The sequence below is a fragment of the Pedococcus sp. KACC 23699 genome (assembly GCF_045348425.1).
In the GTDB taxonomy this organism is placed as follows: Bacteria; Actinomycetota; Actinomycetes; order Actinomycetales; family Dermatophilaceae; genus Pedococcus.
The window spans coordinates 3,716,078-3,739,766 of sequence record NZ_CP157483.1; the positions used below are offsets into that span (position 1 = coordinate 3,716,078).

Sequence of the window (23,689 nt, forward strand, 5' to 3'; positions counted from 1 at the left end):
GCCGCTGAGCCCCTCGCGTCACGGAATCCGTTGCAGCACAGCGCCCGTCGCCTTGTGGATGACGGCCGGGCGTTGTCGGTGGTCGTCGATAGTGTTTGTGGTATGGCGATCGGTGCGGACACTTCTCACCCCATGTTGGGTGGTGTTTCCAGGCGTCCGGTGCTTGACGCGGCTGGGGTTGCGGTGGATGTGTTGTGCCAGGGCGAGGAAGCCAGGTTGTGGATGTTGAGCGACCCGGAGGTCGCTGCCGCGGTCGGCGCCTTGGGTGAGGTGGTCGCGGCGGCGAGGGCGCAGCTGGTGCTGGTCCTGGCCGAGGCGAAGGGGCGGAGCCTGGGCGTGGGTCAGGGGTTGGGTCCGGTGGACTGGGCCCGTTCGGTCGCGCCGTTGTTGGCGACGCGGGACCTGCTCGACGCGGACGTGGTCGCCGCGGTGGTGGCGGCAGGTGCGTCGGTTGATGCCGCGGACCGCCGCCTGGATGAGGTGGTCCAGGCGGTGGTGGGTGCGTGCTCGCCGCAGTCGGGGGTGCGGGCGCAGTCGTTGGCGGTGGGCAAGGCGGCGCAGATCTGCCGGTTCCACGCGGGGGTGCGGGCGATGGCCGAGCCGGTGGGGTTGGATGGGGCGACCAGTGAGCTGGTGTTCGGGGCTCGTGGGCCGGGTGGGTTGAGCGAGGCGAAGCTGGCGGTGGCGGTCCGGCACGCTGGGCAGGTCGCGCGCCCCGATGGTGCGGTGGAGCGTGATGCGCAGGTCCGTCGTGACCACCGGTCGCTGGTCAAGGGTGCTGGCCCGGTCGGGATGTGGCGGTACACGTTGTTGTTGGACGAGGAGGGCGCGTCGGTCGTCGACGCCGCGGTGGATGCGTTGGCCAGGCCGAGGCGTGATGCGGACACCGGCGAGCTCGACTCCCGTGCGCCGCAGACCCGGCGCGCTGATGCGTTGCTGGACCTGGTGTCCCGGGCGGTGTCCGCGCCAGATGGTCTGCCTCGTCAGGCCAAGACCGCCCTGGTGGTGACGGTGGGGCTTGATGCGTTGCAGGGGCGGTGTCGGGGTGCGGGCCTGACGATGGACGACGAAGCACTCACAGCAGGGACGGTGCGCCGGTTGGCGTGCGATGCCCAGGTCGTCCCGGTCGTGCTCGGCACCCAGGGTGAGATCTTGGACCAGGGCATGGGCCGGCGTTTGTTCGACCGGACCCAGATCCGGCACCTGTGGCTGCGGGACAGGCACTGCACGTTCCCTGGCTGCTCCAAGCCGGCAGCGTGGACCGATGCGCATCACCTGATCCACTGGGCTGACGACGGGCCAAGCGACATCGACAACGCCGCCCTGCTCTGTCGGGCGCACCACACGGTGGTGCACACCTACCGCTACGCCGGACGCGTGGTCCGCCACAACGACCACACCGACCACGACCACACCGACCACGACCACCACGACAGCAGCAGCGGAGGCAGTGGCGGGGGCGGTGGCGGGGGCGGTGGCGGTGGTGGGCGACCACGGGTGGTGTGGGACCTGACCATCGGGTCCTACGACAACGCCCTCACCCAGTTCCGGGACCGCCAACGGCAACGCGACCGAGATCAGACCTGCTCCCTGCCCGCCACAGCATGAGCGGGCGGTGGCCGACGCCCAGCCGCGGCTAGAGGCGTTTGGCGTAGCAGCGCGACAGGTCCGAGTCGGCGTAGTGGCCGAAGTCCAGGGTCCGCTCGTACCCGCTCGACTCGTACAGGGCGATGGCGTCCTCCTGCACGATGCCGGTCTCGAGGACGAGCAGCTGCGCGCCAGCCTCATGGGCCGTGCGCTCCAGATCGCCGAGGACGAGTCGTGAGACGCCGCGTCGACGGGCTCGGGGCGAGACATACATCCGCTTGATCTCCGCCACCGGTGCGTCGAACAGCTCGAGGAGGTCAGGGCGGTGTCGCCACCCACCCATCGCGACCGGTCCCGTCGCGTCGGTGGCGAGGACGAACGCACCACGAGGCGGCTCGAACTCGCCTTCGATGATGGGGGAGTCGTCGGGGCCGCCATAGATCGACACGTAGTAGGCCTGCACATCGGCCACGAGGTGCTGGACATCGGCGTGGTTGAACGGGACAGGGCGCAGCTGCACGCCGGGAACCTCAACAGGCACAGGGAGTTCCGTCACGGTCGGGAGTGGCTGGGGTGGGAGTGGGAGCGGGAGCAGGGTTTGCCCGGTTCACGAGCGCAGTGCCGCCACGGCGTCCGCCACCGGGACGCGGCCGGACACGACCTCGAGCACCTGCCCACTGCCGCACCGGTGCCGAGCAGCTCCGCGAGGACGGCCGCCACGTCGGCCCGGGGGATCTCGCCCCGGCCGACCGATGGCGCGACCTCGACCCGGTCCTTCGCCTCGTCATCGGTGAGCCGACCGGGACGGACGATCGTCCAGGCCAGCTCGTCACGGGCCATGAGGTCCGCGTCTGCGGCTCCCTTGGCGCGCAGGTAGACCTGGAAGACGTCGTCGGAGTCGGGGTCGGCCGCATCCGCACCCATCGACGAGACCATGACGTAGCGCCCTACCTCGGCGGCGACTGCCGCGTCGGCGAGCAGCACGGCGGCTCCACGGTCGACGGTCTCCTTGCGGGCCGCGCCGCTGCTCGCTCCCGCGCCGGCCGCGAACACGACTGCGTCGGCGCCCGCGATGGCAGCCGACAAGGCCTCGACGGTCGTGTGCTCGAGGTCGATGACCTCGGCCCGGGCGCCGTGCTTCTCGACGTCCGCGACGTGGTCGGGGTTTCTCACGAGGGCGATCGCCTCGTGGCCGCGCGCCGTCAGCTCCTTCTCGAGCAGCAGGGCGATCTGTCCGTGTCCTCCAGCGATGGCAACGATCATGGGTCCTGTCTACAACCTCAGCCCGTGGGCCGCGCGCCCGGGGAGCACGCGACGCAGGCGCGCGCCATACCGAGAACGACGAAGGGCCGCCGGACGCGAGGTGCGTCCAGCGGCCCTCCTGAGCCGTGCGTCCAGAGGCCGGGGCCTCAGGCGACGTCGAACCGGTCGAGCTCCATGACCTTGGTCCAGGCCGCGACGAACTCGTCGACGAAGCGGTCCTTCGCGTCGTCGCTGGCGTACACCTCGGCGACCGCGCGCAGCTCGGAGTTCGAGCCGAACACGAGGTCGGCGCGCGTGCCGGTCCAGCGAACCTGCCCGGAGCCGTCGCGGGCCTCGAACGTCGAGGAGTCCTCGGACGTGGGCGCCCACTGGGTGCCCAGGTCGAGCAGGTTGACGAAGAAGTCGTTCGTCAGCGTGCCGGGGGCGTCGGTGAGGACACCGTGCGCGGATCCGTCGTAGTTCGTGCCGAGGACCCGCAGACCGCCGACGAGGACGGTCATCTCGGGCGCGCTCAGCGTGAGCAGGTTGGCTCGGTCGACCAGCTGGTACTCAGCGCCCAGACGGTGGCCCTTGCCGGGGTAGTTGCGGAAGCCGTCGGCCCGCGGCTCGAGCCACGCGAAGGACTCCACATCGGTCTGCTCCTGCGTGGCGTCGACGCGACCCGGGGTGAAGGGCACCTCGATGTCACGGCCGGCTGCCTTGGCCGCCTGCTCGACCCCCACGCCACCCGCGAGGACGACCAGGTCTGCCAAGGAGACCTGACGGCCGCCCTTGCCGTTGAACGACTCCTGCACGCCCTCCAGAGTGCGCAGCACCGACGCCAGCTGGGCCGGGTTGTTGACCTCCCAGCCGTTCTGCGGCGCGAGCCGGATGCGCGCACCGTTGGCGCCACCACGCTTGTCGCTGCCGCGGAACGAGGACGCGGCGGCCCACGCGGTCGAGACGAGCTCCGACACCAGCAGCCCGGTCTCGGCGATCGCGGACTTCAGCGTGGCGACGTCCTCGGCCGTGATCGCGTCACCCGAGGGAGCCGGCAGCGGGTCCTGCCACAGCAGCTCCTCGGAGGGGACCTCTGGGCCGAGGTAGCGGGCGACCGGGCCCATGTCGCGGTGGGTCAGCTTGAACCACGCGCGGGCGAAGGCGTCCGCGAACTCGGCGGGGTTCTCCAGGAAGCGGCGCGAGATCTTCTCGTAGACCGGGTCGACGCGCAGGGCGATGTCGGTCGTGAGGAAGTTCGGGGCGATCTTCTTCGACGCGTCGTGGGCGTGGGGGACGGTGCCTTCGCCAGCGCCGTCTTTGGGCTTCCACTGGTGCGCGCCCGCGGGGCTCTTGGTGAGCTCCCACTCGAACCCGAAGAGGTTCTCGAAGAAGTTGTTGCTCCACCGGGTCGGCGTCGTGGTCCAGGTGACCTCGATGCCGCTGGTGATGGTGTCCGCACCGTTCCCCGTGCCGAAGCTGTTCTTCCAGCCCAGCCCCATCTGCTCCATGGGAGCGCCCTCGGGCTCGTCCGAGACGTATGCGTCGGGGTCGGCTGCACCGTGCGTCTTGCCGAAGGTGTGCCCACCGGCGATGAGGGCGACGGTCTCCTCGTCGTTCATGGCCATCCGGCCGAACGTCTCGCGGATGTCGCGCGCCGAGCGCAGCGGGTCGGGCTCGCCGTCCGGGCCCTCGGGGTTGACGTAGATCAGGCCCATCTGGACCGCAGCGAGCGGGTTCTCGAGGTCGCGCTCACCGGTGTAGCGCTCAGCGCCGAGCCACTCGGTCTCCGGGCCCCAGTAGACGTCCTCGTCCGGCTCCCACACGTCGGCGCGACCGCCGGCGAAGCCGAACGTCTCGAAGCCCATCGTCTCGAGCGCGACGTTGCCGGTGAGGATCATCAGGTCGGCCCACGAGAGGTTGCGGCCGTACTTCTTCTTGACCGGCCACAGCAGGCGACGGGCCTTGTCGAGGTTGGCGTTGTCGGGCCAGCTGTTGAGCGGGGCGAACCGCTGCTGTCCGGCACCGGCGCCACCGCGGCCGTCCTGGACGCGGTACGTGCCGGCGCTGTGCCAGGCCATCCGGATCATGAACGGGCCGTAGTGGCCGAAGTCGGCCGGCCACCAGTCCTGCGAGGTGGTGAGGGTCTCGGCGATGTCCGCCTTGACCGCATCGAGGTCGAGTGAGGAGAAGGCCTGCGCGTAGTCGAAGTCGCCGCCGTAGGGGTTCGCCACGGCGGGGTTCTTCGCGAGGATCTTGACGTTGAGGCGCTCGGGCCACCAGCCGCGGTTGCCGCCGCCCTGAGCGGGCTCCGGCGCACGGTTGTGGACGACCGGGCACTGACGGTCGCTCTCGTTCATCTCGCCGACGCGGGTCTCGTGACCCTCGGCGTTGGTGTTGCTGGTGTGGTTGTGCTCGGACATGGCTTCCTTCCGGAGTGCAAGGGATGGACGGACGGTATGGCGCGAGGCAGCCGGAGTGCGGCTGCTGGGTCGGTGCGGGTCGGTGGTCGATCAGGTGGTGTCGGCGGCGGCGGCATGGACCGCCGGGGGGACCGTCGCTGGGTCAGCCGCAGCGAGCACGGCGCAGTCGGGGCACAGGCCCCGGTAGACGACCTCGGCCTCGTCGATGGTGAAGCCGTGGTCGTCGGAGGCCGTGAGGCAGGGGGCGTGGCCCACGGCGCAGTCCACGTCGGCGATCGCGCCGCAGGAGCGGCACACGACGTGGTGGTGGTTGTCGCCGACGCGCGCCTCGTACCTGGCCACCGAGCCCGGCGGCTGGATGCGGCGCACCAGACCCGAGCGGGTCAGGGCTCCCAGGCAGTCGTAGACGGCCTGGTGTGACACGTCGGGCACATCGAGGCGGGCAGCCGCGATGAGCGCGTCGGTGTCGGCATGGGGGTGCGCGTTGACCGCGCCGAGGACCGCGACCCGAGGGCGCGTCACCCGCAGACCCGCCTCACGCAGGATCTGCGCGAGGTCCTGGGGGTGCCCGGTTGACGTCGTGGTCATGGCCTTCACTCTTCCGCGCGATCTGGAACGAGTCAAGATTCGACGCGCCTTTCGATACGGCCGGCAGGTGAACGTCCGGTGCCGGTATCTCGCGCGCGCCGTCCGCGACCCGGCCGATAGCATCGTGGGGCCGCGCGCGGGGTCCGCGGGCGGCATACCGAAGGGACCTGGTGCCACCACCGGTCCCACACCCGAACCAAGGAGAGCGCACCGTGTCTGCCCAGATCACCGTCACCATCGCCGGGAGCGAGCGACAGGTGCCGGAGCAGACGACTGCCGCCGACCTGTTCGAAGGGGATCGCGCGGTCCTCGTCGCTCGCGTGAACGGCGAGCTGCGCGACCTCGCCCATGTCGTGTCCGACGGTGACGTCGTCGAGCCGGTGACCGCCAAGGAGCAGGACGGTCTCGATGTGTTGCGGCACAGCGCAGCCCACGTGCTCGCCCAGGCTGTCCAGGAGGTCAACCCCAAGGCCAGGCTGGGCATCGGCCCGCCCGTCCGCGACGGCTTCTACTACGACTTCGACGTCGACGAGGCGTTCACCCCCGAGGACCTCAAGGCCCTCGAGAAGGTCATGCAGCGCATCGTCAACGAGGGCCAGACCTTCGTGCGCCGCGAGGTCAGCGACGAGGCCGCGGCCGTCGAGCTGGCCGACGAGCCCTACAAGATCGAGCTCATCGGCCTCAAGGGCGGAGCCGCCGGCGACGCGGCCGAAGGTGCCGACGTGGAGGTGGGCGGCGCGCAGCTGACCATCTACGACAACGTCAAGCGCGACGGGAGCCGTGCCTGGGGCGACCTGTGCCGTGGCCCGCACGTGCCGACCACCAAGGTGCTCGGCAACGCGTTCAAGCTCATGCGCAGCGGTGGCGCCTACTGGCGCGGCAGCGAGAAGAACCCTCAGCTGCAGCGCGTCTACGGCACCGCGTGGCCCACCAAGGACGAGCTCAAGGCCTACCTCGACCGCCTCGCCGAGGCCGAGAAGCGCGACCACCGCAAGATCGGCGCGGAGCAGGACCTGTTCAGCTTCCCCGACGAGCTGGGCTCTGGCCTGGCGGTGTTCCACCCCAAGGGCGGGGTCATCAAGCGGGAGATGGAGGACTACGTCCGCCGTCGGCACATCGAGGAGGGGTTCCAGTACGTCGGCACCCCCCACATCAGCAAGGACGGGCTGTTCCACACCTCGGGGCACCTGCCCTACTACGCGGACACGATGTTCCCCGCGATGGAGTTCGAGGGCACCGAGTACCGCCTCAAGGCGATGAACTGCCCGATGCACAACCTCATCTACCGCTCCCGGGGACGCTCGTACCGCGAGCTGCCGTTGCGCCTGTTCGAGTTCGGGTCGGTCTACCGGTTCGAGAAGTCGGGCGTCGTCCACGGCCTGACCCGCGTGCGCGGGATGACCCAGGACGACTCGCACTCCTACGTCACGGCCGAGCAGGCGCCGGGCGAGATCAAGCACCTGCTCGACTTCGTGCTGTCGCTGCTGCGCGACTTCGGCATGGACGACTACTACCTCGAGCTGTCCACCCGCGAGACCGAGGGTGACAAGAAGGACAAGTTCATCGGGTCCGACGACCAGTGGGAGCACGCGACCGAGGTGCTGCGCGACGTGGCCACCCAGTCCGGGCTCGAGCTCGTCATGGACCCCGGCGGCGCCGCCTACTACGGCCCGAAGATCTCCGTCCAGGCCCGGGACGCGATCGGCCGCACCTGGCAGATGTCGACCATCCAGTACGACTTCAACCAGCCGGAGCGGTTCGGGCTGGAGTACCAGGCGGCCGACGGTTCGCGCCAGCAGCCGGTGATGATCCACTCGGCCAAGTTCGGGTCGATCGAGCGGTTCCTCGGGGTGCTCGTCGAGCACTACGCCGGAGCGTTCCCGCCCTGGCTCTCGCCGGTGCAGGTCCTGGCCGTGCCCGTCGCGGAGGAGTACTCCGAGTACCTCCACGACGTCGCGGACCAGCTGCGCCGCAAGGGGATCCGGGTCGAGATCGACGACAGCGACGACCGGTTCCCCAAGAAGATCCGCAACGCGAGCAAGTCGCGCGTGCCGTTCACCCTCATCGCCGGCGAGGAGGACCGCTCGGCCGGCGCGGTGTCGTTCCGCTACCGCAACGGTGAGCAGAAGAACGGTGTGCCGATCGCCGACGCGATCGCCGAGGTCGTGGCAGCCGTGGAGGCGCGCGTCCAGGTCTGAGCCCCCGCCTCGCCGGCGCGCTGATCGCGCCCTGGCGTCCAGTGAGCGCGAAGTGTCGCAATCCGACAAGGATTCCGACACTTCGCGCTCACTCAGGCCGATGGCTCGGGTCGATGGCTCGGGTCGGAGCCGGTATGGCGCGTGCTCACCGCGCCGGGGCCCACACCATCCGCACGTCCGGGGCGCCCTCCTCGTTGTCGCCGTCGGTCCACTCGACGGCGACGAAACCGTGCCGCTCGTAGAACCGCAGAGCACCGGTGTTGGACTGGAACGCCCACAGCTGCAGGCCTGCGGGGAAGCGCTCCTTCGCGACCTCGAGGAAGAGGCTGCCGAGGCCCCGACCTGTGTGGTCGTCCGCGATGTAGAGGTGGCCCAGCTCGTCCGGCTCGGCCAGGGCGAGGAAGCCCACCAGCCGCCCGTCGGCCTCGGCCACCCAGACCTCACCCTGTCCGAGGAGCACGTGCTCGACGAACGGCAGGATGCTCTCGCGGGGGTGGACGATCATCGGGATCCGGGGCGTGGACTCGGTCCGCACCTGCCAGAAGAGGTCGGCGATCCCCGCCGCGTCGGCCGCCGTCCCGGGACGGATGGACACCGGCGGCACCTCACCGGTCGCCGCGGCGCCGCGGGCCTGGGGTTCACGCACGGCGACCATCATGGCCGACACCGCGCCTGCCCTGCTGCATAGGATCGGGGCATGAGCGACGCACCCGAGCCGGACACCGACTTCGCGAGCGTCAAGGACGGGTTCGAGCGGTTGTGGACCCCGCACCGGATGGCCTACATCACGGGGGACCGGCCCAGCGAGGACGCCGGGGACGGCTGTCCGTTCTGCGCGGCGCCCGGTCGCGGCGACGCCGAAGGCCTCGTGGTCCACCGCGGCGAACACTGCTACGTCGTGATGAACCTGTTCCCCTACAACCCCGGTCACGTGCTGGTCTGCCCCTACCGGCACGTCTCGCTCTACGTCGACCTGACCGAGGAGGAGACGGCCGAGTTCGGTCGTCTCACCAAGGAGGCCATTGCCGCGCTCGACGAGACGTCACAGCCGATGGGGTACAACATCGGCATGAACCAGGGCGCCGTCGCCGGTGCAGGGGTGCAGGCGCACCTGCACCAGCACGTCGTGCCGCGCTGGGGTGGCGACATGAACTTCCTGCCCATCATCGGGCAGACGAAAGCTCTTCCGATGCTGTTGGAGGACGTCCGGGGTCGGCTCGCCGCGGCCTGGCCGGGCGGGACCGCCGGGTCGGATGGCGCAACCGTTGCCACGGCGGGGTCCGCCACCACAGCCGGGTCTGCCACCACGGGCTGAGCCGCTCCAGCGGCAGGAAGCTGAGCAGGCAGACCACCAGTGGCAGGAAGTGGATCTTGAGCATGAGGTAGGTGCTCAGGTGGAACCCTCCCCAGAAGGCGAGCGCGGCATACAGGGCACGCCCGCGCAGCCAGAGCAGGACCGGGGAGCAGAACTCCGCGACCAGGACGATCCACTGCATCGCATGGGTGAGGGCCGGATGGGACCCGACCCACGGCCCGATGCCGTTGGGCCGACGGGTGAGCGCCCAGATCAGGGTGGCGCCGTTGGCCCAGCCCCAGCCGCCGAACCGCATCTTGGCGCTGGAGGACAGGAAGTAGATGCAGACGGCGCCGATCTGGACCATGCGGATGGCCCAGCCGGCGGCCTGTGAGCGCACGTCGACGTCGGACACCCGCGCCCGCCCGGCCGTCGGCAGCACGAACAGCGCGACGACCAGCGCGAAGTGGTCGTGGTCGACCTTGGAGTAGGCGAACGCGTTGCTCACCCAGTCGAGCATCCCGACCGCGCACACCCAGCCCGCGAGCCGGGGGAGCCGGCCGGTCGCTGCGACGACGGCACTGACGACGATGACGCCGAGGAGCACCCGGACGTAGACGTGCGACGGAGCGGGCAGGTGCAGCACGTCCCGGACCACCAGCCCGCGGTAGAGGCTGGGAGGCACGTCACCATGGGGGATCGGGTCGGTGACGATCCACAGCACGTCGAGCAGGACGAACGGGTAGATGACGTGACGCAGCCAGGCGACCCGCGCCATGGGCAGCGCAGGTGCGAGGAACCGCTCGACGGAGTTCACCGCGAGCCCCGCCCGCCGGGCAGGCCGCTCGGCGGCGGGTCGAGCGGGTCGCGGACCTGCCAGGTGGCCAGCGTGTGGACCGTGGTGTCACCCGTCGGGATGCTCGTGGAGGTGTTGCGCAGCCAGATGGTGGCGTACGGCGCCTCGTGGGGGAGCCGCCGGTGGTGCAGCACGGCGATGTCCTGCAGCAGCTCCGGCGTGCGGATGATCCGCGGTGCCTGGCCCTCGATCTCCGACCGCTCGATACCGATCATCTCCTTGGACAGCGGTACCCGGACGACCTCGCCCTGCGTGGTGAGCGCATCCATCGTCAGGGAGTTGATGACGCCGTCGTTCTGCACCGCGAAGGCGTACTGCGACATCGGCGCGAACGGCCACCACTCGTCGCCACCGACCCAGGTGCCGAGGCAGACCGTCGTCACGACGACCGCCGTCGTGGCCAGTCGCCACAGCACGGAGTAGGGCCCGAGCCGCTCCGTGGTGCCGTCCGGACGCCCCCGCATGGCCGTCATGGTGCCATGCGGATGAGAGACTTCGGCCATGGACACGGCCCCGGACAGCATCCTCAGGGAGCGCGGCCTGCTCATCTTCGACGGTGACTGCGGCTTCTGCACGACCAGCGCCCGGTTCCTGTCGCGGTGGGTCGACCGGCACGAGCGGTACGACGTCCAGCCCTGGCAGCAGCTCGACCTCGCGCCGCTCGGCGTGACCGAGGCCGACTGCATCGAGGCCGCGCAGTTCGTGCGACGCGACGGTTCGGTCGTCGCCGGGCACCTCGCCATCGCCGAGGGACTCAAGCACGGAGCACCGGCGTGGCGCCCGCTGGGCCACCTGCTCACCCTGCCGGGGGTCTCGTGGCTGGCCGCCCGTGCCTACACCTGGGTCGCCGACCACCGCTACGCACTTCCCGGCGGCACCCCGGCGTGCGCGCCCAAGGTTCCGGCCCAGCCTCAGTAGGCTGCCCCCACCATGCTCAACAAGTACGCACGCGCCCTCTTCACCACGATCTTCACCCCCGTGGCCCGGCTGTTCCTCAAGCTGGGCATCAGCCCGGACGTGGTCACCGTCGTGGGCACCATCGGCGTCTGCGTCGGCGCCCTCGGCTTCTACCCGCGCCACGAGTTCTTCTGGGGCACCATCGTCATCACCTTGTTCGTCTTCTCCGACACCGTCGACGGGGTGATGGCCCGCATGTCGGGCCGCTCCGGCAAGTGGGGGGCCTACCTCGACTCCACCCTCGACCGGGTCGGCGACTCCGCCATCTTCGGCGGCCTCGTGCTCTGGTACGCCGGCAGCGGCGACAACTTCCTCATGGCCGGGCTCGCGCTCGCCTGCCTGATCCTCGGCAGCGTGGTCTCCTACGCCAAGGCGCGCGCCGAGGGCCTGGGCTTCTCCGCCGACGTCGGCATCGCCGAGCGCGCCGACCGCCTGGTCGCCGTGCTCGCCACCACCGGCCTGGTCGGCCTCGGCCTGCCCGAGGTCGTCCTCGCGGTCGTGCTGGGCCTGCTGGCCGTGGCGAGCCTGATCACCGTGGTCCAGCGGATGCTCATGGTGCGCCGCCAGGCGCTCGCCGCAGCTCCGTGAGCCACCTCGGCGACGTCCTGGCCGTGACCGGTTACCGGCTCGGGTGGGGCACCGTCCGTCGCCTGCCCGAGCGCGCCGCATACGCCGCGTTCGACCGGATCGCCGACGTGACCGTGGCGCGCGGTGGCAAGGGCGTCCAGCGGTTGCGGTCCAACTACGCCAAGGTGCGGCCGGAGCTCGACGACCGTGCGCTCGACGCCCTGGTGCGGGCCGGTATGCGGTCCTACCTGCGCTACTACTGCGAGGCCTTCCGCCTGCCCGACCGCTCGCCGGAGGACGTCGCGGCCCAGGTGCGGGTCGAGGGCGACGGGCCCGTGCGGGCCGAGCTGGCGGCTGGCCGCCCGGTCATCTGCTTCCTCGGTCACCTCGGCAACTGGGACATCGCCGGTGCCTGGGGCACCAGGGCCCTGGGACCCGTCGTCACCGTCGCGGAACGGCTCGAGCCCGAGGAGGTGTATGCCGAGTTCCTCGAGTTCCGGGAGTCGCTCGGCATGACGATCCTGCCGCTGACCGGTGGCGGGGACGTCTTCGCCCAGCTCCGCGGGCACCTCGCGTCGCCGGTGCTCATGCCGCTGCTCGCGGACCGTGACCTCACCGACCGTGGCATCGAGGTGGACCTGCTCGGCCACCGCTCCAAGATGGCCGCCGGTCCGGCCGCCCTGGCGCTCGGCAGCCGGGCCGCGCTGCACCCGGTCTCGATCCACTACGAGCCGGTGCCCGGCTCGTGGCGGCACCGGGTCGTCATCACCTTCCACGACCGGGTCGAGGTGCCGGCCACAGGTGCCACCCGCACCAAGGCCGTCGCGATGACCCAGCGGTGCGCCGACGTCCTCGGCGCGGCGATCCGCGAGCACACGGCCGACTGGCACATGCTGCAGCGGATCTTCCTCGACGACCTCGAGCCGAGGGGCGCCCGCGGTCCTGCGCAGGCTCCCGCTCAAGCTCCTGGCCGGAACGGCACGGCGGGAGCCGCGTCATGAGGATCGGCATCGTCTGCCCCTACTCGTTCGACGTGCCCGGGGGAGTGCAGTTCCACGTCCGTGACCTCGCCGAGCACTTCCTCGCGCAGGGGCACCACGCCTCGGTCCTCGCCCCGGCCGACGAGGGCACCCCGCTGCCCGACTACGTCGAGTCCGTCGGTCGCGCGGTCCCCGTCCGCTACAACGGCTCGGTCGCCCGGCTCAACTTCGGCCCCGTGACGGCGGCCCGCGTCGGCCGCTGGCTGGAGCGTGGCGAGTTCGACGTGCTGCACATCCACGAACCTGTCACCCCGAGCATCTCGCTGCTCGCCCTGTGGTCCGCGGAGGGCCCGGTCGTGGCCACGTTCCACACCTCCAACCTGCGCTCGCGAGCCATGCAGGCGGCATACCCGCTGCTGCGTCCCAGCCTCGAGAAGATCAACGGCCGGATCGCGGTCTCCGAGGACGCGCGCCGCACGGTGACCACCCATCTCGGTGGTGACGCCGTGGTGATCCCCAACGGTGTCAACGTCAGCCGCTTCGCCGACGCCCTGCCCAACCCCGCGTGGAAGGGCACCGAGCAGGCCCCGACGCTGGCGTTCCTCGGGCGCATCGACGAGCCGCGCAAGGGCCTGCCCGTTCTGGCTGCGGCGATGCCGGCCGTCCTGGCCCGACACCCCGGAGCCCGGGTCCTCGTCGCCGGACCCGGGGACGTCGACGCTGCCCGGGAGCGCCTCGACCCGCGGGTCGCGGCCGCCACCGAGTTCCTCGGCATGGTCAGCGACGACGACAAGGCCGCGCTGCTCTCGTCGGTGGATGCGTATGTCGCCCCTCACACCGGCGGCGAGAGCTTCGGGATCGTCCTCGTCGAGGCGATGAGCGCGGGCGCCCCCGTCGTGGCCAGCGACCTCGCGGCCTTCGTGCGCGTGCTCGACTCGGGTCGCTGCGGTGCGATGTTCGCCAACGAGGACCCGGCCGACCTCTCGCGCCAGCTCGTGCGGCTGCTCGGCGACCCCGCCGAGCGCCGGCGCCTGAGCGCCGAGGGCAGCCGGAGGGCGCAGGTCTTCGACTGGGCCGTCGTCGCGGAGGACGTCATGGCCGTCTACGAGACCGTCACCCACGGCGTGGACGACTGGCGCCACGACCGCGGGGACCGCGTCGACCCGGCCGACACCCGCTGGACCCGGCTGCTGCGCGGCCGGCGAGGAGGCGAGGACTGATGCAGAGCATCACCCTGACCGCGGTCGTCGTGGCCGTCCTGCTGGGCATCGCCTGGTACCTGTCCTACAACGCCGCCCGCCTCGACCGGCTGCACACCCGGGTGGAGGGTGCCCTGTCCGCGCTGGACGCACAGCTGGTCCGCCGTTCGGAAGCCACCCTCGAGCTGGCCAACTCCGGCGCCCTCGACCCCGCCAGCGCGCTCATGCTGGCCGGCGCGGCGTCGGAGTCCCTGGAAGCGCACAACGAGCGCGCTCTCGAGGACGACTTCCTCGAAGGACAGAGCTTCGGGCAGCGGGAGGTGCTCGAGAGCGACCTCACCGCAGCGCTGCAGGCCGCGCTGAGTGCCGACGTCGTCGCCGAGATCCGCCAGGACGACGCCCTCGGCGCCCTCGCGCTCCAGCGGGTCGAGGCCGCCGGGGTCCGGGTGCAGCTGGCCCGGCGGTTCCACAACGACGCGGTAACCGACGTCCGCCGGGTGCGGCGCAAGCTGGTCGTCCGGGTGTTCCGGCTGGCCGGCCACGCCGACCTGCCGCGCACGGTCGAGTTCGACGACGAGCTGCCCCCTGCCGTCCGCGACTGACCCGCGCCTTTACCCCGCAAAACGCTGGTTGCGCGGCAAGACGTGGGTTGCAGACCCGCGTTTTGCCGCGCAACTGCCGTATTGCTGGCGTGTCGCCGGGGCGAGGCCGGGCGCCACGCCAGCGTCGGTCAGGGCACGGCGACGCACCAACTATCATCGGTTGCGAAGCGCGTCCCCTGCGCTGCGCCCTGAACAGATCTGGAGCTCGTCGTCATGTCCGCCGACACCACCACCCCCGCAACGCAGTCCTCGTCGCAGCCCACCACCGGCACGTCCCGCGTCAAGCGCGGCATGGCCGAGATGCTCAAGGGCGGCGTCATCATGGACGTCGTCAACGCCGAGCAGGCCAAGATCGCCGAGGACGCCGGCGCCGTCGCCGTCATGGCGCTCGAGCGCGTCCCGGCCGACATCCGCGCCCAGGGTGGCGTCTCCCGGATGTCCGACCCCGACATGATCGACGGCATCATCGAGGCCGTCTCCATCCCCGTGATGGCCAAGGCCCGCATCGGGCACTTCGTCGAGGCCCAGGTGCTGCAGTCCCTCGGTGTCGACTACATCGACGAGTCCGAGGTGCTGACCCCGGCCGACTACGCCAACCACATCGACAAGTGGAACTTCACCGTCCCCTTCGTCTGTGGCGCGACCAACCTCGGCGAGGCCCTGCGCCGCATCACCGAGGGTGCGGCGATGATCCGCTCCAAGGGTGAGGCTGGCACCGGTGACGTCTCCAACGCCACCACGCACATGCGCCAGATCCGCCAGCAGATCCGCAAGCTCGCCAACCTTCCCGAGGACGAGCTGTTCGTCGCCGCGAAGGAGCTCCAGGCACCGTACGAGCTGGTCAAGGAGGTCGCCGAGGCCGGCAAGCTGCCCGTGGTGCTCTTCACCGCCGGTGGCATCGCCACGCCCGCAGACGCCGCGATGATGATGCAGCTCGGCGCCGAGGGTGTCTTCGTCGGCTCCGGCATCTTCAAGTCCGGCAACCCCGCCCAGCGCGCCGAGGCGATCGTCAAGGCCACGACGTTCTTCGACGACCCCGACGTGATCGCCAAGGTCTCACGCGGTCTCGGCGAGGCCATGGTCGGCATCAACGTCGACGAGATCCCCGAGCCGCACCGTCTGGCCGAGCGCGGCTGGTGAACGCCGCCGGCGACGGGGCTCAGGCCCCGTCGCCGGGCAGCACCATGAGCAGCACGGGACGGTGGTCCTCAGGCAGCCACGGTGGCCTCGTCTCACCGACCACGACCCAGCCCTTGCGCTCGTACAGCCTCACGGCGCGGGTCGTCTCCTGCACCACGTCGAGGACCGGCGTCCACCCGCTGTCGCGGATGAACCCCACCGCCGTCCCCAGTAGCGCCGCGCCGACGCCGTGTCCGGACGTGGCGTGGTCGACGAACAGCACCGACACCTCCGCCAGCTCGGACATGGGGCGGCCGGTCCCGGCGCTCCATCCGGCAGCCATGTCGCCGGGCTGCACCGCGGCCACGGCCACGTGCCCCACGACGACGCCGTCGATCTCTGCCACCCAGGCCTCGAGCTGAGCCGGCCGGTGGAGGAACTCCTCGACCGGCATGGGGAGGGGCCATCGCTGCGGGTAGTTGCTGTGCGGTCGCTGCTCCGCCAGCACCCGGGCCAGGACGGGCAGGTCCTCGGGCCGTCGGGGACGGATGCTCACGTCGGTGCGGGTGCTGGTGCTCATGCCCCCACGCTAGGGCCGGTGCGCGCGCAGCTAGCATTCGCGTCGTGACAGCCCAACCCACCATCGGTGTCCTCGCCGTCCAGGGCGACGTGCGCGAGCACCTGTATGCCGTGGAGCAGGCGGGTGCGCACGGCACCACGGTGCGCCGCCCGAGCGAGCTCGCCGAGGTCGACGCCCTCATCATCCCCGGCGGTGAGTCGACGACGATGGACAAGCTGGTCCGCGCGTTCGATCTGTACCAACCGCTGCGTGAGCGCCTCGCCGGCGGCATGCCGGCCTACGGCTCGTGCGCAGGGATGATCATGCTGGCCGACCGGATCGCCGACGCGCGGCCCGACCAGCAGACGCTGGGCGGACTCGACATCACGGTGCGCCGCAACGCCTTCGGGCGACAGGTGGACTCCTTCGAGGAGGACATCCACTTCACGGGGCTGGACGACACCGTCCGCGCGATCTTCATCCGGGCGCCCTGGGTCGAGCAGGCGGGGGAGTCCGTCGAGGTGCTGGCCCGTGTGGAGGACGGACCCGCCGCCGGTAGGATCGTCGCCGTCCGTCAAGGGCCCCTGCTGGCCACCTCCTTCCACCCGGAGGTGAGTGGTGACCACCGGGTCCACGGACTGTTCGTGCAGATCGTGCGTGACTACCTGTTGGAGGGCATGGAATGAGTGGCCACAGTAAGTGGGCGACCACGAAGCACAAGAAGGCCGCCATCGATGCCAAGCGTGGCAAGCTCTTCGCCAAGCTGATCAAGAACATCGAGGTCGCGGCCCGCACGGGCGGAGGCGACGTCACCGGCAACCCGACGCTCTACGACGCCATCCAGAAGGCGAAGAAGACCTCGGTCCCCAACCACAACATCGACAACGCGGTCAAGCGCGGTTCCGGCGCGACCGCCGGCGGTGCCGACTGGGAGACCATCACCTACGAGGGCTACGCCCCCGGTGGTGTCGCCGTCCTCATCGAGTGCCTCACCGACAACCGCAACCGGGCCGCCGCCGAGGTCCGCACCGCCCTGACCCGCAACGGCGGCCAGCTCGCCGAGCCCGGTTCGGTCGCCTACGTGTTCGACCGCAAGGGCGTCGTCGTGGTGCCCAAGGGCGACCTGTCCGAGGACGACATCCTCGAGGTCGTGCTCGAGGCCGGCGCCGACGAGGTCAACGACCTCGGCGACTCCTTCCAGATCATCTCCGAGGCGAGCGACTTCGTGGCGGTCCGCAAGGCGGTCCAGGACGCCGGCATCGACTACGACTCCGCCGAGGCCTCCTGGGTGCCCAACCTCCAGGTGCCGCTCGACGCCGACGGGGCCCGCAAGATGATCCGCGTCGTCGAGGCCCTCGAGGACTCCGACGACGTCCAGGACGTCTTCGCCAACGGCGACATCAGCGACGAGGTCCTCGCCGAGCTCGAGGAGGACGAGGACTGAGCCCCCCCTCCGGCGAGTGGGCCCGATCCACTCCGAGCGGCTGCACCTCACCGATGCCCCGTCCTCCCCGCGTGTTGCTGCGGGGGAGGCGGGGCATCGTCCGTGTAGCGTTCACCCGAACACGTGTTCGGACGACCAGCGACGCGACCGTCGCATCAGAGGGAGCAGTGGAGTGCGCGTACTCGGTGTCGACCCCGGCCTCACGCGGTGCGGCCTCGGTGTCGTCGACAGCGGCCGCGGCAACCGGCTCACCATGGTCGCCGTCGGTGTCGTGCGCACCCCCGGTGACCGCGACACGGGGGAGCGCCTCGTCTACCTCCAGGACCAGATGGACGCGTGGCTGGACCGGTTCCAGCCCGACGCCATCGCGCTGGAGCGGGTGTATGCCGCCGACCACGTCCCGACCGTCATGACCACCGCCCAGGCGTCTGCGCTGGCACTGCTCGCCGCAGCCCGTCGTGGCCTCCCGCTGGTCACACACACCCCGACCGAGGTCAAGGCCGCCGTCACCGGCTCGGGCCGCGCCGACAAGGCGCAGGTCACGGCCATGGTGACCCGGATCCTCGAGCTCGAGGTCGCCCCCAAGCCCGCCGACGCCGCCGACGCCCTCGCCCTGGCCATCTGCCACCACTGGCGCGGCGGTGGCGACCAGCGCCTCGCCCTCGCTGCGGCGTCAGAGCGTGCCCGCCTCAAGGCCGTGGCCGCCCGGGCGGCCGAGACCGGCGCCGCGGCAGCCCGCCCCGCGCGCGCCAAGGCGGTGTCGCGGTGATCGCCTCCGTCCGCGGCACGGTCCAGCACATCGGCCTCGACCGCGTCGTCGTCGAGGTCGGTGGCGTCGGCATGCTCCTGCACACGACGCCCGCGACGGCCTCGGCCCAGCACCTCGGCCACGAAGCCACCCTCGCCACGACCCTGGTGGTCCGCGAGGACTCGCTCACCCTCTACGGCTTCGCCTCCGACGAGGAGCGCGACATCTTCGAGCAGGTCCAGACCGTCTCCGGCGTGGGGCCACGGCTGGCGTTGGCGATGTTGTCGGTCCTCGCGCCGGACCGGCTGCGCGCCGCCGTCACCGGGTCCGACCTGGCGACCCTCACCAAGGTCCCCGGTATCGGCAAGAAGGGCGCCGAGCGAATCGTCCTGGAGCTGCGCGACAAGATCGGGGTGCCGTCGGGCCCCGCGGGCGCGACGCCTGCCGCCCCGGCCTCATCGGGTCCCTCGTGGCGCGACCAGGTCACCGATGCGCTCACCGGCCTCGGCTACTCCGGCAAGCAGGCCGAGGATGCCGTGTCCTCCGTGGCGTCCACCGCGCCGGCCGATGCCAACGTCTCGGCGATGCTGCGGGCCGCGCTGCGCGAGCTGGGCCGATGACGCCCATGGCCGACGGCTTCTCCTCCGAGATGTACGAGGACTCCTCGCTGGACGCGACCGCCCGCATCGTCGACCCCTCGGGCGACAACGACGAGCGCACCGTCGAGATGGCGCTGCGACCGCGACGGCTCAGCGAGTTCACCGGGCAGACGCGCGTGCGCGACCAGCTGTCCCTCGTCCTCGAGGCGGCTCGCCGCCGCGGCACCCCTCCGGACCACGTCCTGCTGTCCGGGCCCCCAGGCCTGGGCAAGACGACGCTGGCCATGCTCATCGGCACCGAGCTCGAGCGCCCCATCCGCATCACCAGCGGTCCGGCGATCCAGCACGCCGGCGACCTCGCGGCGGTGCTGTCCTCGCTCACCGAGGGCGAGGTGCTCTTCCTCGACGAGATCCACCGGATGTCACGCTCCGCCGAGGAGATGCTCTACCTCGCCATGGAGGACTTCCGCGTCGACGTCATCGTCGGCAAGGGCCCCGGGGCGACCGCCATCCCCCTCGAGCTGCCGCCGTTCACCGTCGTCGGGGCGACGACCCGAGCGGGCCTGCTGCCCGCGCCGTTGCGGGACCGTTTCGGGTTCACCGGTCACCTCGACTTCTACGCCACCGACGACCTCGTGCGCATCCTGCACCGCTCGGCCCGGCTGCTCGAGGTGTCGGCCGACGTCGACGGCATCGAGGAGATCGCCCGTCGGTCGCGGGGCACACCCCGCATTGCCAACCGCCTGCTGCGCCGGGTCCGCGACTGGGCCCAGGTCCACGGCCGCGACGTCGTCGACGAGACCGCCGCCCACGCGGCGCTGGCGTTGTTCGACGTCGACGACCGAGGTCTGGACCGCCTCGACCGGGCCGTCCTCGAAGCCCTCTGCCGACGCTTCGGTGGGGGACCGGTGGGGTTGTCCACGTTGGCCGTGGCCGTCGGCGAGGAGGCCGACACCGTGGAGACCGTGGCCGAGCCCTTCCTGGTCCGCGAGGGCTTCATCACCCGCACACCGCGTGGACGTGCCGCCACCTCGCTCGCCTGGGACCACCTGGGCATCGCCCCGCCCGCCGGCACCGAGCGCCAGCCCGCGCTCCCGATCGACACCGGCGAAGGGCGCTTCAGCTCCTGAGCCACACCCGCGGTGACCGAGCCGCGGGTGTGGCGGAACGGCATACGACCGGCGCGAGGTGCGCCGCGCGAGGCGGCGCCGGACGGGCCCAGGAATGGTCACAATTGGAACGCGACCACGGTGAGGCACGTTGGTCGGTATGCGGTGCGTCACCTAGACTCGGGCGGTCACCGGCCACGCGTCGGGACTTGTGCGTGCCCGATGACCCGGCTGCGCGCACCACCTGCCAACCGTGAAGGGATCCTCCATGTCGAATGGCGGCTCGCCCATAGCCAGCCTGCTGATCTTCGCCCTGCCCGTGCTGCTCATCATCTTCATGGTGTTCAACCAGCGGCGGCGGCAGCGCGAGGTCCAGACCCTCCAGGCGGGGTTGGCGGTCGGCGACGAGGTCTGCACGACCTCGGGACTGTTCGGCACGGTGCGTTCCATCCAGGACTCCGTCGTCACCCTCGAGGTGGCCCCCGGGGTCGTGCTGCGGTTCGACCGCCGCGCCATCGGCCTGAAGACCCCCGCCACCACGGCGCCCGACCAGCCGGGCACCCCCGGCGCCACCGAGTAGAGGTCACCACCCGTGGCAATCAACCCGTACAACCGCAAGCCGCTGAAGGTCCTCGCAGCGCTGGCGGCCATCACCATCGGCCTCTACGGCCTGCTCTTCGCGGCGGCGACCTGGGGCACGGCGCAGTTCGCGCCCAAGCTCGGGCTCGACCTCGCCGGTGGCACCCAGCTGGTCCTGGCGCCGCGCCTCGTGGGCAACGCCAAGGTCTCGACCGACCAGCTCAACCAGGCGCGCGACATCATCGTGCAGCGCGTCGACTCCAACGGTGTGGCCGGCGCGGAGGTGACCACGACCGGTGGCCAGAACATCGTCGTGAGCATGCCAGGCACGCCCGACAAGACCACCGAGGACGCCATCCGCCGTTCCTCGCAGATGCAGTTCCGGCCCGTGCTGGCCGCGGCTCCGGGCACCAACATCCCGGTCCCCACCGGCACGTCGACCGGCGCCCCCACTGGGACGGCGACGGGCAAGGCGACGGGCACGGCCACCGCAAAGCCGAGCAGCTCGGCGACCCCGCCGAAGGCCACCGGCGCCACCACGACCGCCAAGAGCGGCCTGCCCGGGGCGTTCGTCAAGGCCACGACGGCCCCGACCGCCACGACGCCCGCCCCGAGTGCCACCACGGGCGCGGCGACGCCGACGACGCCGGCCCCGACCTCGAGCGGTGCCGCCCCGGCCAACGCCAGCGACCTCGCCCAGATCACCCCTGAGCTCACCAAGGAGTTCCAGGCGCTCGACTGCGCCAAGCCGGGAGTGCTCGACGGGATCGTCGACGACCCCGCCAAGCCCCTGGTCACCTGCAAGAACGACGGCACCGAGAAGTACATCCTCGGCCCGGTCGAAGTCCGTGGCGACCAGATCAAGGACGCCGTCGCGGGCTACCAGCCCCTCAGCAACGGCCAGCCGTCCGGCACCGTCGAGATCCGCCTGTCCTTCAACGGCAGCGGCACGACGGCCTTCGGCAACGTCACCAAGCGCCTGGTCAGCCTCGAGGACCCGCGCAACCGGTTCGCCGTGACCCTGGACTCCCAGGTCCTCACCGCGCCGACCGCGCAGGCGGCCATCCTCGACGGCCAGGCGAGCATCACCGGCGGCTTCACCATCGTCGAAGCCCGAGACCTGGCCCAGCAGCTGAAGTTCGGCGCCCTGCCGCTGTCCTTCGACCTGCAGACCCGCGACCAGATCAGCCCCACCCTGGGTGGCGAACAGCTCCGGATGGGCCTGGTCGCCGGGGTGATCGGCTTCATCCTGGTCTTCGGCTACTCGCTGATCCAGTACCGCGCCCTCGGCCTGGTCACCGTCGCGTCGATCGTCATCGCTGCCCTGCTGACCTACGTGTCCATCGCCCTGCTCGGGTGGTCGAAGAACTTCCGGCTCGACATGGCCGGGGTCACCGGCCTCATCGTGGCCATCGGTGTCACCGCCGACTCGTTCATCGTCTACTTCGAACGCATCCGTGACGAGGTCCGTGAGGGCCGGCCGCTGCGCGCAGCGGTCGACACCGGGTGGCGGCGTGCCCGGCGCACGATCCTGGCCGCGGACGGCGTGAACTTCCTCGCCGCCTTCGTCCTCTACCTGCTGGCGTCGTCCAACGTGCGTGGGTTCGCCTTCACGCTCGGCCTGACCACGCTCATCGACCTGCTGGTCGTCGTCATGTTCACGCACCCGGTCGTGGCCCTGCTGTCGAGCACCAAGTTCTTCGGTGGCGGCCACCGCTGGTCCGGCCTGGATCCCCAGCGCCTGGGGGTGAAGGCCGCCAAGCCCCGGTATGCCGGGCGAGGACGGGTCGCCATGCCCACCATGAACAAGACCGCGCCGGCCACCAACGACGGGAGTGCGCTGTGATCAACTTCGCCGCACTGGGCAACGACCTCTACACCGGCAAGCGTTCGATCGACTTCGTCGGACGCTACAAGCGCTGGTATGCGCTGTCGGGCATCTTCATCGTCGTCGCCGCGCTGGGCCTGGTCATCAACGGCCTGAACCTCAGCCTCGAGTTCCGCGGCGGTTCGGAGTTCCGGGTGTCCTCGGTCTCCAACCTGGACAACTACGAGCAGCGGGCCAAGGACGCGGTGACGTCCGTTGCTGCCACGGCCGCACCGGAGGTCACCACCGTCGGTGGCTCGACCGTCCGGGTCCAGACCGAGAAGCTCGCCAACAACGAGATCCGCGACGTGCAGGCCTCGCTCGCCAAGGCCTTCGAGACCACGACCGCCAAGACCTCCGCATCGTTCGTCGGGCCCTCGTGGGGTGCCTCGGTCAGCCAGAAGGCCCTGCAGGCGCTGGCCGTCTTCCTCGCTCTTGTCGCCGCGGTCATGGCGATCTACTTCCGCACCTGGAAGATGGCCGTCGCCGGTCTCGCCGCGCTGCTCCACGACCTGTTCATCACGGTGGGGATCTACGCCCTGGCCGGGTTCGAGGTGTCGCCCGCGACGATGATCGGCTTCCTGACGATCCTCGGCTACTCGCTCTACGACACCGTCGTCGTCTTCGACAAGGTTCGCGAGAACACCAACGAGGCCCGGGGCAACGGCCGGATGTCGTACGCCCAGGCTGCCAACCTCGCTGTCAACCAGACCCTGGTGCGTTCGATCAACACGACGGTCGTGGCCCTGCTGCCCATCGCCGCGATCCTCGTCATCGGGTTCCTGTTCCTCGGCCCGGGCACGCTGCTCGACCTCGCGCTGGCGCTCTTCGTCGGTATCGCGGTGGGTGCCTACTCCTCGATCTTCATCGCCACCCCGTTGCTGGTGCACATGCGTGAGCACGAGCCCGAGATGGTGGAGCTGACCAAGAAGGCCGAGCGTTACCAGCAGCGTCATGGCGGCAAGGTGCTCGCGTCCGACGCAGCGCCTGTCGACCACGGCGTCGACGACACCGCAGTTGACGAGCTCGAGTCGGCTTCGGTCGGGGGGAGCGCGAGCAGCAGTGGCACGCACGCGCCGACGGCGGTTCGCGAGACCCACAAGTACGCCCAGACGGGGCCGCGCAACCAGCCCAAGCGCCCCCCGAAGTCACGGCGCTGACCCTCGTCCCGGTTC

Annotated in this window: 24 protein-coding genes; 17 read left to right on the top strand and 7 right to left on the bottom strand. The window is 70.9% G+C overall.

Features of this window, described 5'->3' with window-relative positions; all coding sequences use genetic code 11:
* Positions 1 to 30: 30 nt before the first annotated feature.
* Positions 31 to 1,608, top strand: a complete 1,578-nt coding sequence (locus tag ABEG17_RS17440; protein WP_406830750.1) for a DUF222 domain-containing protein — start codon at positions 31 to 33, stop codon at positions 1,606 to 1,608.
* A 28-nt stretch (positions 1,609 to 1,636) separates the two neighbouring features.
* Here the strand turns inward: ABEG17_RS17440 and ABEG17_RS17445 are convergent, their stop codons facing one another.
* From ABEG17_RS17445 to ABEG17_RS17460, 4 genes are all read right to left on the bottom strand, one after another.
* On the bottom strand, positions 1,637 to 2,107 hold the full coding sequence (locus ABEG17_RS17445) for a GNAT family N-acetyltransferase (protein WP_406830751.1): 471 nt from the start codon (positions 2,105 to 2,107) through the stop codon (positions 1,637 to 1,639).
* Positions 2,108 to 2,139: 32 nt separating this feature from the next.
* Positions 2,140 to 2,850: an NAD(P)-binding oxidoreductase gene (locus ABEG17_RS17450; protein ID WP_406830752.1), complete on the bottom strand. Its 711-nt coding sequence runs from the start codon at positions 2,848 to 2,850 to the stop codon at positions 2,140 to 2,142.
* 146 nt (positions 2,851 to 2,996) lie between these two features.
* Positions 2,997 to 5,249, bottom strand: a complete 2,253-nt coding sequence (katG, locus tag ABEG17_RS17455) for a catalase/peroxidase HPI (protein WP_406830753.1) — start codon at positions 5,247 to 5,249, stop codon at positions 2,997 to 2,999.
* 90 nt (positions 5,250 to 5,339) lie between these two features.
* A complete protein-coding gene (locus ABEG17_RS17460; RefSeq protein ID WP_406830754.1) occupies positions 5,340 to 5,837 on the bottom strand; it encodes a Fur family transcriptional regulator in 498 nt (165 codons plus the stop codon).
* 212 nt (positions 5,838 to 6,049) lie between these two features.
* On the opposite strand from ABEG17_RS17460, the gene thrS reads away from it, so the two are divergent.
* Complete coding sequence (gene thrS / locus ABEG17_RS17465; protein WP_406830755.1) at positions 6,050 to 8,035, top strand: threonine--tRNA ligase; 1,986 nt, start codon at positions 6,050 to 6,052, stop codon at positions 8,033 to 8,035.
* A 145-nt stretch (positions 8,036 to 8,180) separates the two neighbouring features.
* Here thrS and ABEG17_RS17470 read toward each other — a convergent pair whose 3' ends face one another.
* Positions 8,181 to 8,681 (bottom strand): N-acetyltransferase family protein, encoded by a 501-nt coding sequence (locus ABEG17_RS17470; RefSeq protein WP_406830756.1) that lies wholly within the window; start codon positions 8,679 to 8,681, stop codon positions 8,181 to 8,183.
* Between the two features lie 51 nt (positions 8,682 to 8,732).
* Here ABEG17_RS17470 and ABEG17_RS17475 point away from each other — a divergent pair, with 51 nt between their 5' ends.
* Positions 8,733 to 9,350 (top strand): HIT family protein, encoded by a 618-nt coding sequence (locus ABEG17_RS17475; RefSeq protein WP_406830757.1) that lies wholly within the window; start codon positions 8,733 to 8,735, stop codon positions 9,348 to 9,350.
* Between the two features lie 792 nt (positions 9,351 to 10,142).
* Here the strand turns inward: ABEG17_RS17475 and ABEG17_RS17480 are convergent.
* Positions 10,143 to 10,649: a hypothetical protein gene (locus tag ABEG17_RS17480; protein ID WP_406830758.1), complete on the bottom strand. Its 507-nt coding sequence runs from the start codon at positions 10,647 to 10,649 to the stop codon at positions 10,143 to 10,145.
* A gap of 37 nt (positions 10,650 to 10,686) precedes the next feature.
* Here ABEG17_RS17480 and ABEG17_RS17485 point away from each other — a divergent pair, with 37 nt between their 5' ends.
* The 6 genes from ABEG17_RS17485 (at position 10,687) to pdxS (ending at position 15,630) form a co-directional block, all read left to right on the top strand.
* Entirely contained in the window at positions 10,687 to 11,103 is a 417-nt protein-coding gene (locus tag ABEG17_RS17485; protein WP_406830759.1) for a thiol-disulfide oxidoreductase DCC family protein, read from the top strand.
* A 12-nt stretch (positions 11,104 to 11,115) separates the two neighbouring features.
* Positions 11,116 to 11,730 carry a phosphatidylinositol phosphate synthase gene (gene pgsA, locus ABEG17_RS17490; RefSeq protein ID WP_406830760.1) on the top strand — a complete coding sequence of 205 codons (615 nt, stop codon included), beginning with the start codon at positions 11,116 to 11,118 and terminating at the stop codon, positions 11,728 to 11,730.
* On the top strand, positions 11,727 to 12,710 hold the full coding sequence (locus ABEG17_RS17495) for a phosphatidylinositol mannoside acyltransferase (protein WP_406830761.1): 984 nt from the start codon (positions 11,727 to 11,729) through the stop codon (positions 12,708 to 12,710). Before pgsA ends, ABEG17_RS17495 begins: the two co-directional genes overlap by 4 nt.
* A complete protein-coding gene (locus ABEG17_RS17500; RefSeq protein WP_406830762.1) occupies positions 12,707 to 13,909 on the top strand; it encodes a glycosyltransferase family 4 protein in 1,203 nt (400 codons plus the stop codon). Before ABEG17_RS17495 ends, ABEG17_RS17500 begins: the two co-directional genes overlap by 4 nt.
* The gene (locus tag ABEG17_RS17505) at positions 13,909 to 14,490 is read left to right on the top strand and encodes a hypothetical protein (protein ID WP_406830763.1); all 582 of its coding nucleotides are present in this window, start codon (positions 13,909 to 13,911) and stop codon (positions 14,488 to 14,490) included. Before ABEG17_RS17500 ends, ABEG17_RS17505 begins: the two co-directional genes overlap by 1 nt.
* A 213-nt stretch (positions 14,491 to 14,703) precedes the next feature.
* On the top strand, positions 14,704 to 15,630 hold the full coding sequence (pdxS, locus tag ABEG17_RS17510; protein WP_406830764.1) for a pyridoxal 5'-phosphate synthase lyase subunit PdxS: 927 nt from the start codon (positions 14,704 to 14,706) through the stop codon (positions 15,628 to 15,630).
* Positions 15,631 to 15,649: 19 nt separating this feature from the next.
* Here pdxS and ABEG17_RS17515 read toward each other — a convergent pair whose 3' ends face one another.
* On the bottom strand, positions 15,650 to 16,189 hold the full coding sequence (locus ABEG17_RS17515) for an N-acetyltransferase family protein (protein ID WP_406830765.1): 540 nt from the start codon (positions 16,187 to 16,189) through the stop codon (positions 15,650 to 15,652).
* 35 nt (positions 16,190 to 16,224) lie between these two features.
* Between ABEG17_RS17515 and pdxT the strand changes: the two genes are divergently transcribed.
* The 8 genes from pdxT to secF all read left to right on the top strand — a co-directional run bounded on the left by pdxT (position 16,225) and on the right by secF (position 23,674).
* Positions 16,225 to 16,854, top strand: coding sequence for a pyridoxal 5'-phosphate synthase glutaminase subunit PdxT (gene pdxT / locus ABEG17_RS17520; RefSeq protein ID WP_406833228.1), 630 nt, complete (start codon positions 16,225 to 16,227; stop codon positions 16,852 to 16,854).
* A complete protein-coding gene (locus ABEG17_RS17525; protein WP_406830766.1) occupies positions 16,851 to 17,612 on the top strand; it encodes a YebC/PmpR family DNA-binding transcriptional regulator in 762 nt (253 codons plus the stop codon). Before pdxT ends, ABEG17_RS17525 begins: the two co-directional genes overlap by 4 nt.
* 172 nt (positions 17,613 to 17,784) lie before the next feature.
* The gene (ruvC, locus tag ABEG17_RS17530; protein WP_406830767.1) at positions 17,785 to 18,381 is read left to right on the top strand and encodes a crossover junction endodeoxyribonuclease RuvC; all 597 of its coding nucleotides are present in this window, start codon (positions 17,785 to 17,787) and stop codon (positions 18,379 to 18,381) included.
* The gene (gene ruvA / locus ABEG17_RS17535) at positions 18,378 to 18,980 is read left to right on the top strand and encodes a Holliday junction branch migration protein RuvA (protein ID WP_406830768.1); all 603 of its coding nucleotides are present in this window, start codon (positions 18,378 to 18,380) and stop codon (positions 18,978 to 18,980) included. The genes ruvC and ruvA overlap by 4 nt, the downstream gene beginning before the upstream one ends.
* 5 nt (positions 18,981 to 18,985) lie before the next feature.
* Positions 18,986 to 20,089, top strand: a complete 1,104-nt coding sequence (ruvB, locus tag ABEG17_RS17540; protein WP_406833229.1) for a Holliday junction branch migration DNA helicase RuvB — start codon at positions 18,986 to 18,988, stop codon at positions 20,087 to 20,089.
* A gap of 247 nt (positions 20,090 to 20,336) precedes the next feature.
* Positions 20,337 to 20,648, top strand: coding sequence for a preprotein translocase subunit YajC (gene yajC / locus ABEG17_RS17545; protein WP_406830769.1), 312 nt, complete (start codon positions 20,337 to 20,339; stop codon positions 20,646 to 20,648).
* A 12-nt stretch (positions 20,649 to 20,660) separates the two neighbouring features.
* Positions 20,661 to 22,493, top strand: a complete 1,833-nt coding sequence (secD, locus tag ABEG17_RS17550; protein ID WP_406830770.1) for a protein translocase subunit SecD — start codon at positions 20,661 to 20,663, stop codon at positions 22,491 to 22,493.
* Positions 22,490 to 23,674 carry a protein translocase subunit SecF gene (secF, locus tag ABEG17_RS17555; RefSeq protein WP_406830771.1) on the top strand — a complete coding sequence of 395 codons (1,185 nt, stop codon included), beginning with the start codon at positions 22,490 to 22,492 and terminating at the stop codon, positions 23,672 to 23,674. Before secD ends, secF begins: the two co-directional genes overlap by 4 nt.
* Positions 23,675 to 23,689: the final 15 nt, after the last annotated feature.

Coding starts and splice junctions, on each gene's coding strand:
- ABEG17_RS17450 (WP_406830752.1), bottom strand. CDS start 2,850: ATGATCGTTGCCATCGCTGGAGGACACGGACAGATCGCCCTGCTGCTC.
- katG (WP_406830753.1), bottom strand. CDS start 5,249: ATGTCCGAGCACAACCACACCAGCAACACCAACGCCGAGGGTCACGAG.
- ABEG17_RS17460 (WP_406830754.1), bottom strand. CDS start 5,837: ATGACCACGACGTCAACCGGGCACCCCCAGGACCTCGCGCAGATCCTG.
- ABEG17_RS17475 (WP_406830757.1), top strand. CDS start 8,733: ATGAGCGACGCACCCGAGCCGGACACCGACTTCGCGAGCGTCAAGGAC.
- ABEG17_RS17480 (WP_406830758.1), bottom strand. CDS start 10,649: ATGCGGGGGCGTCCGGACGGCACCACGGAGCGGCTCGGGCCCTACTCC.
- ABEG17_RS17485 (WP_406830759.1), top strand. CDS start 10,687: ATGGACACGGCCCCGGACAGCATCCTCAGGGAGCGCGGCCTGCTCATC.
- pgsA (WP_406830760.1), top strand. CDS start 11,116: ATGCTCAACAAGTACGCACGCGCCCTCTTCACCACGATCTTCACCCCC.
- ABEG17_RS17500 (WP_406830762.1), top strand. CDS start 12,707: ATGAGGATCGGCATCGTCTGCCCCTACTCGTTCGACGTGCCCGGGGGA.
- ABEG17_RS17505 (WP_406830763.1), top strand. CDS start 13,909: ATGCAGAGCATCACCCTGACCGCGGTCGTCGTGGCCGTCCTGCTGGGC.
- pdxS (WP_406830764.1), top strand. CDS start 14,704: ATGTCCGCCGACACCACCACCCCCGCAACGCAGTCCTCGTCGCAGCCC.
- ABEG17_RS17515 (WP_406830765.1), bottom strand. CDS start 16,189: ATGAGCACCAGCACCCGCACCGACGTGAGCATCCGTCCCCGACGGCCC.
- ABEG17_RS17525 (WP_406830766.1), top strand. CDS start 16,851: ATGAGTGGCCACAGTAAGTGGGCGACCACGAAGCACAAGAAGGCCGCC.
- ruvB (WP_406833229.1), top strand. CDS start 18,986: ATGGCCGACGGCTTCTCCTCCGAGATGTACGAGGACTCCTCGCTGGAC.
- yajC (WP_406830769.1), top strand. CDS start 20,337: ATGTCGAATGGCGGCTCGCCCATAGCCAGCCTGCTGATCTTCGCCCTG.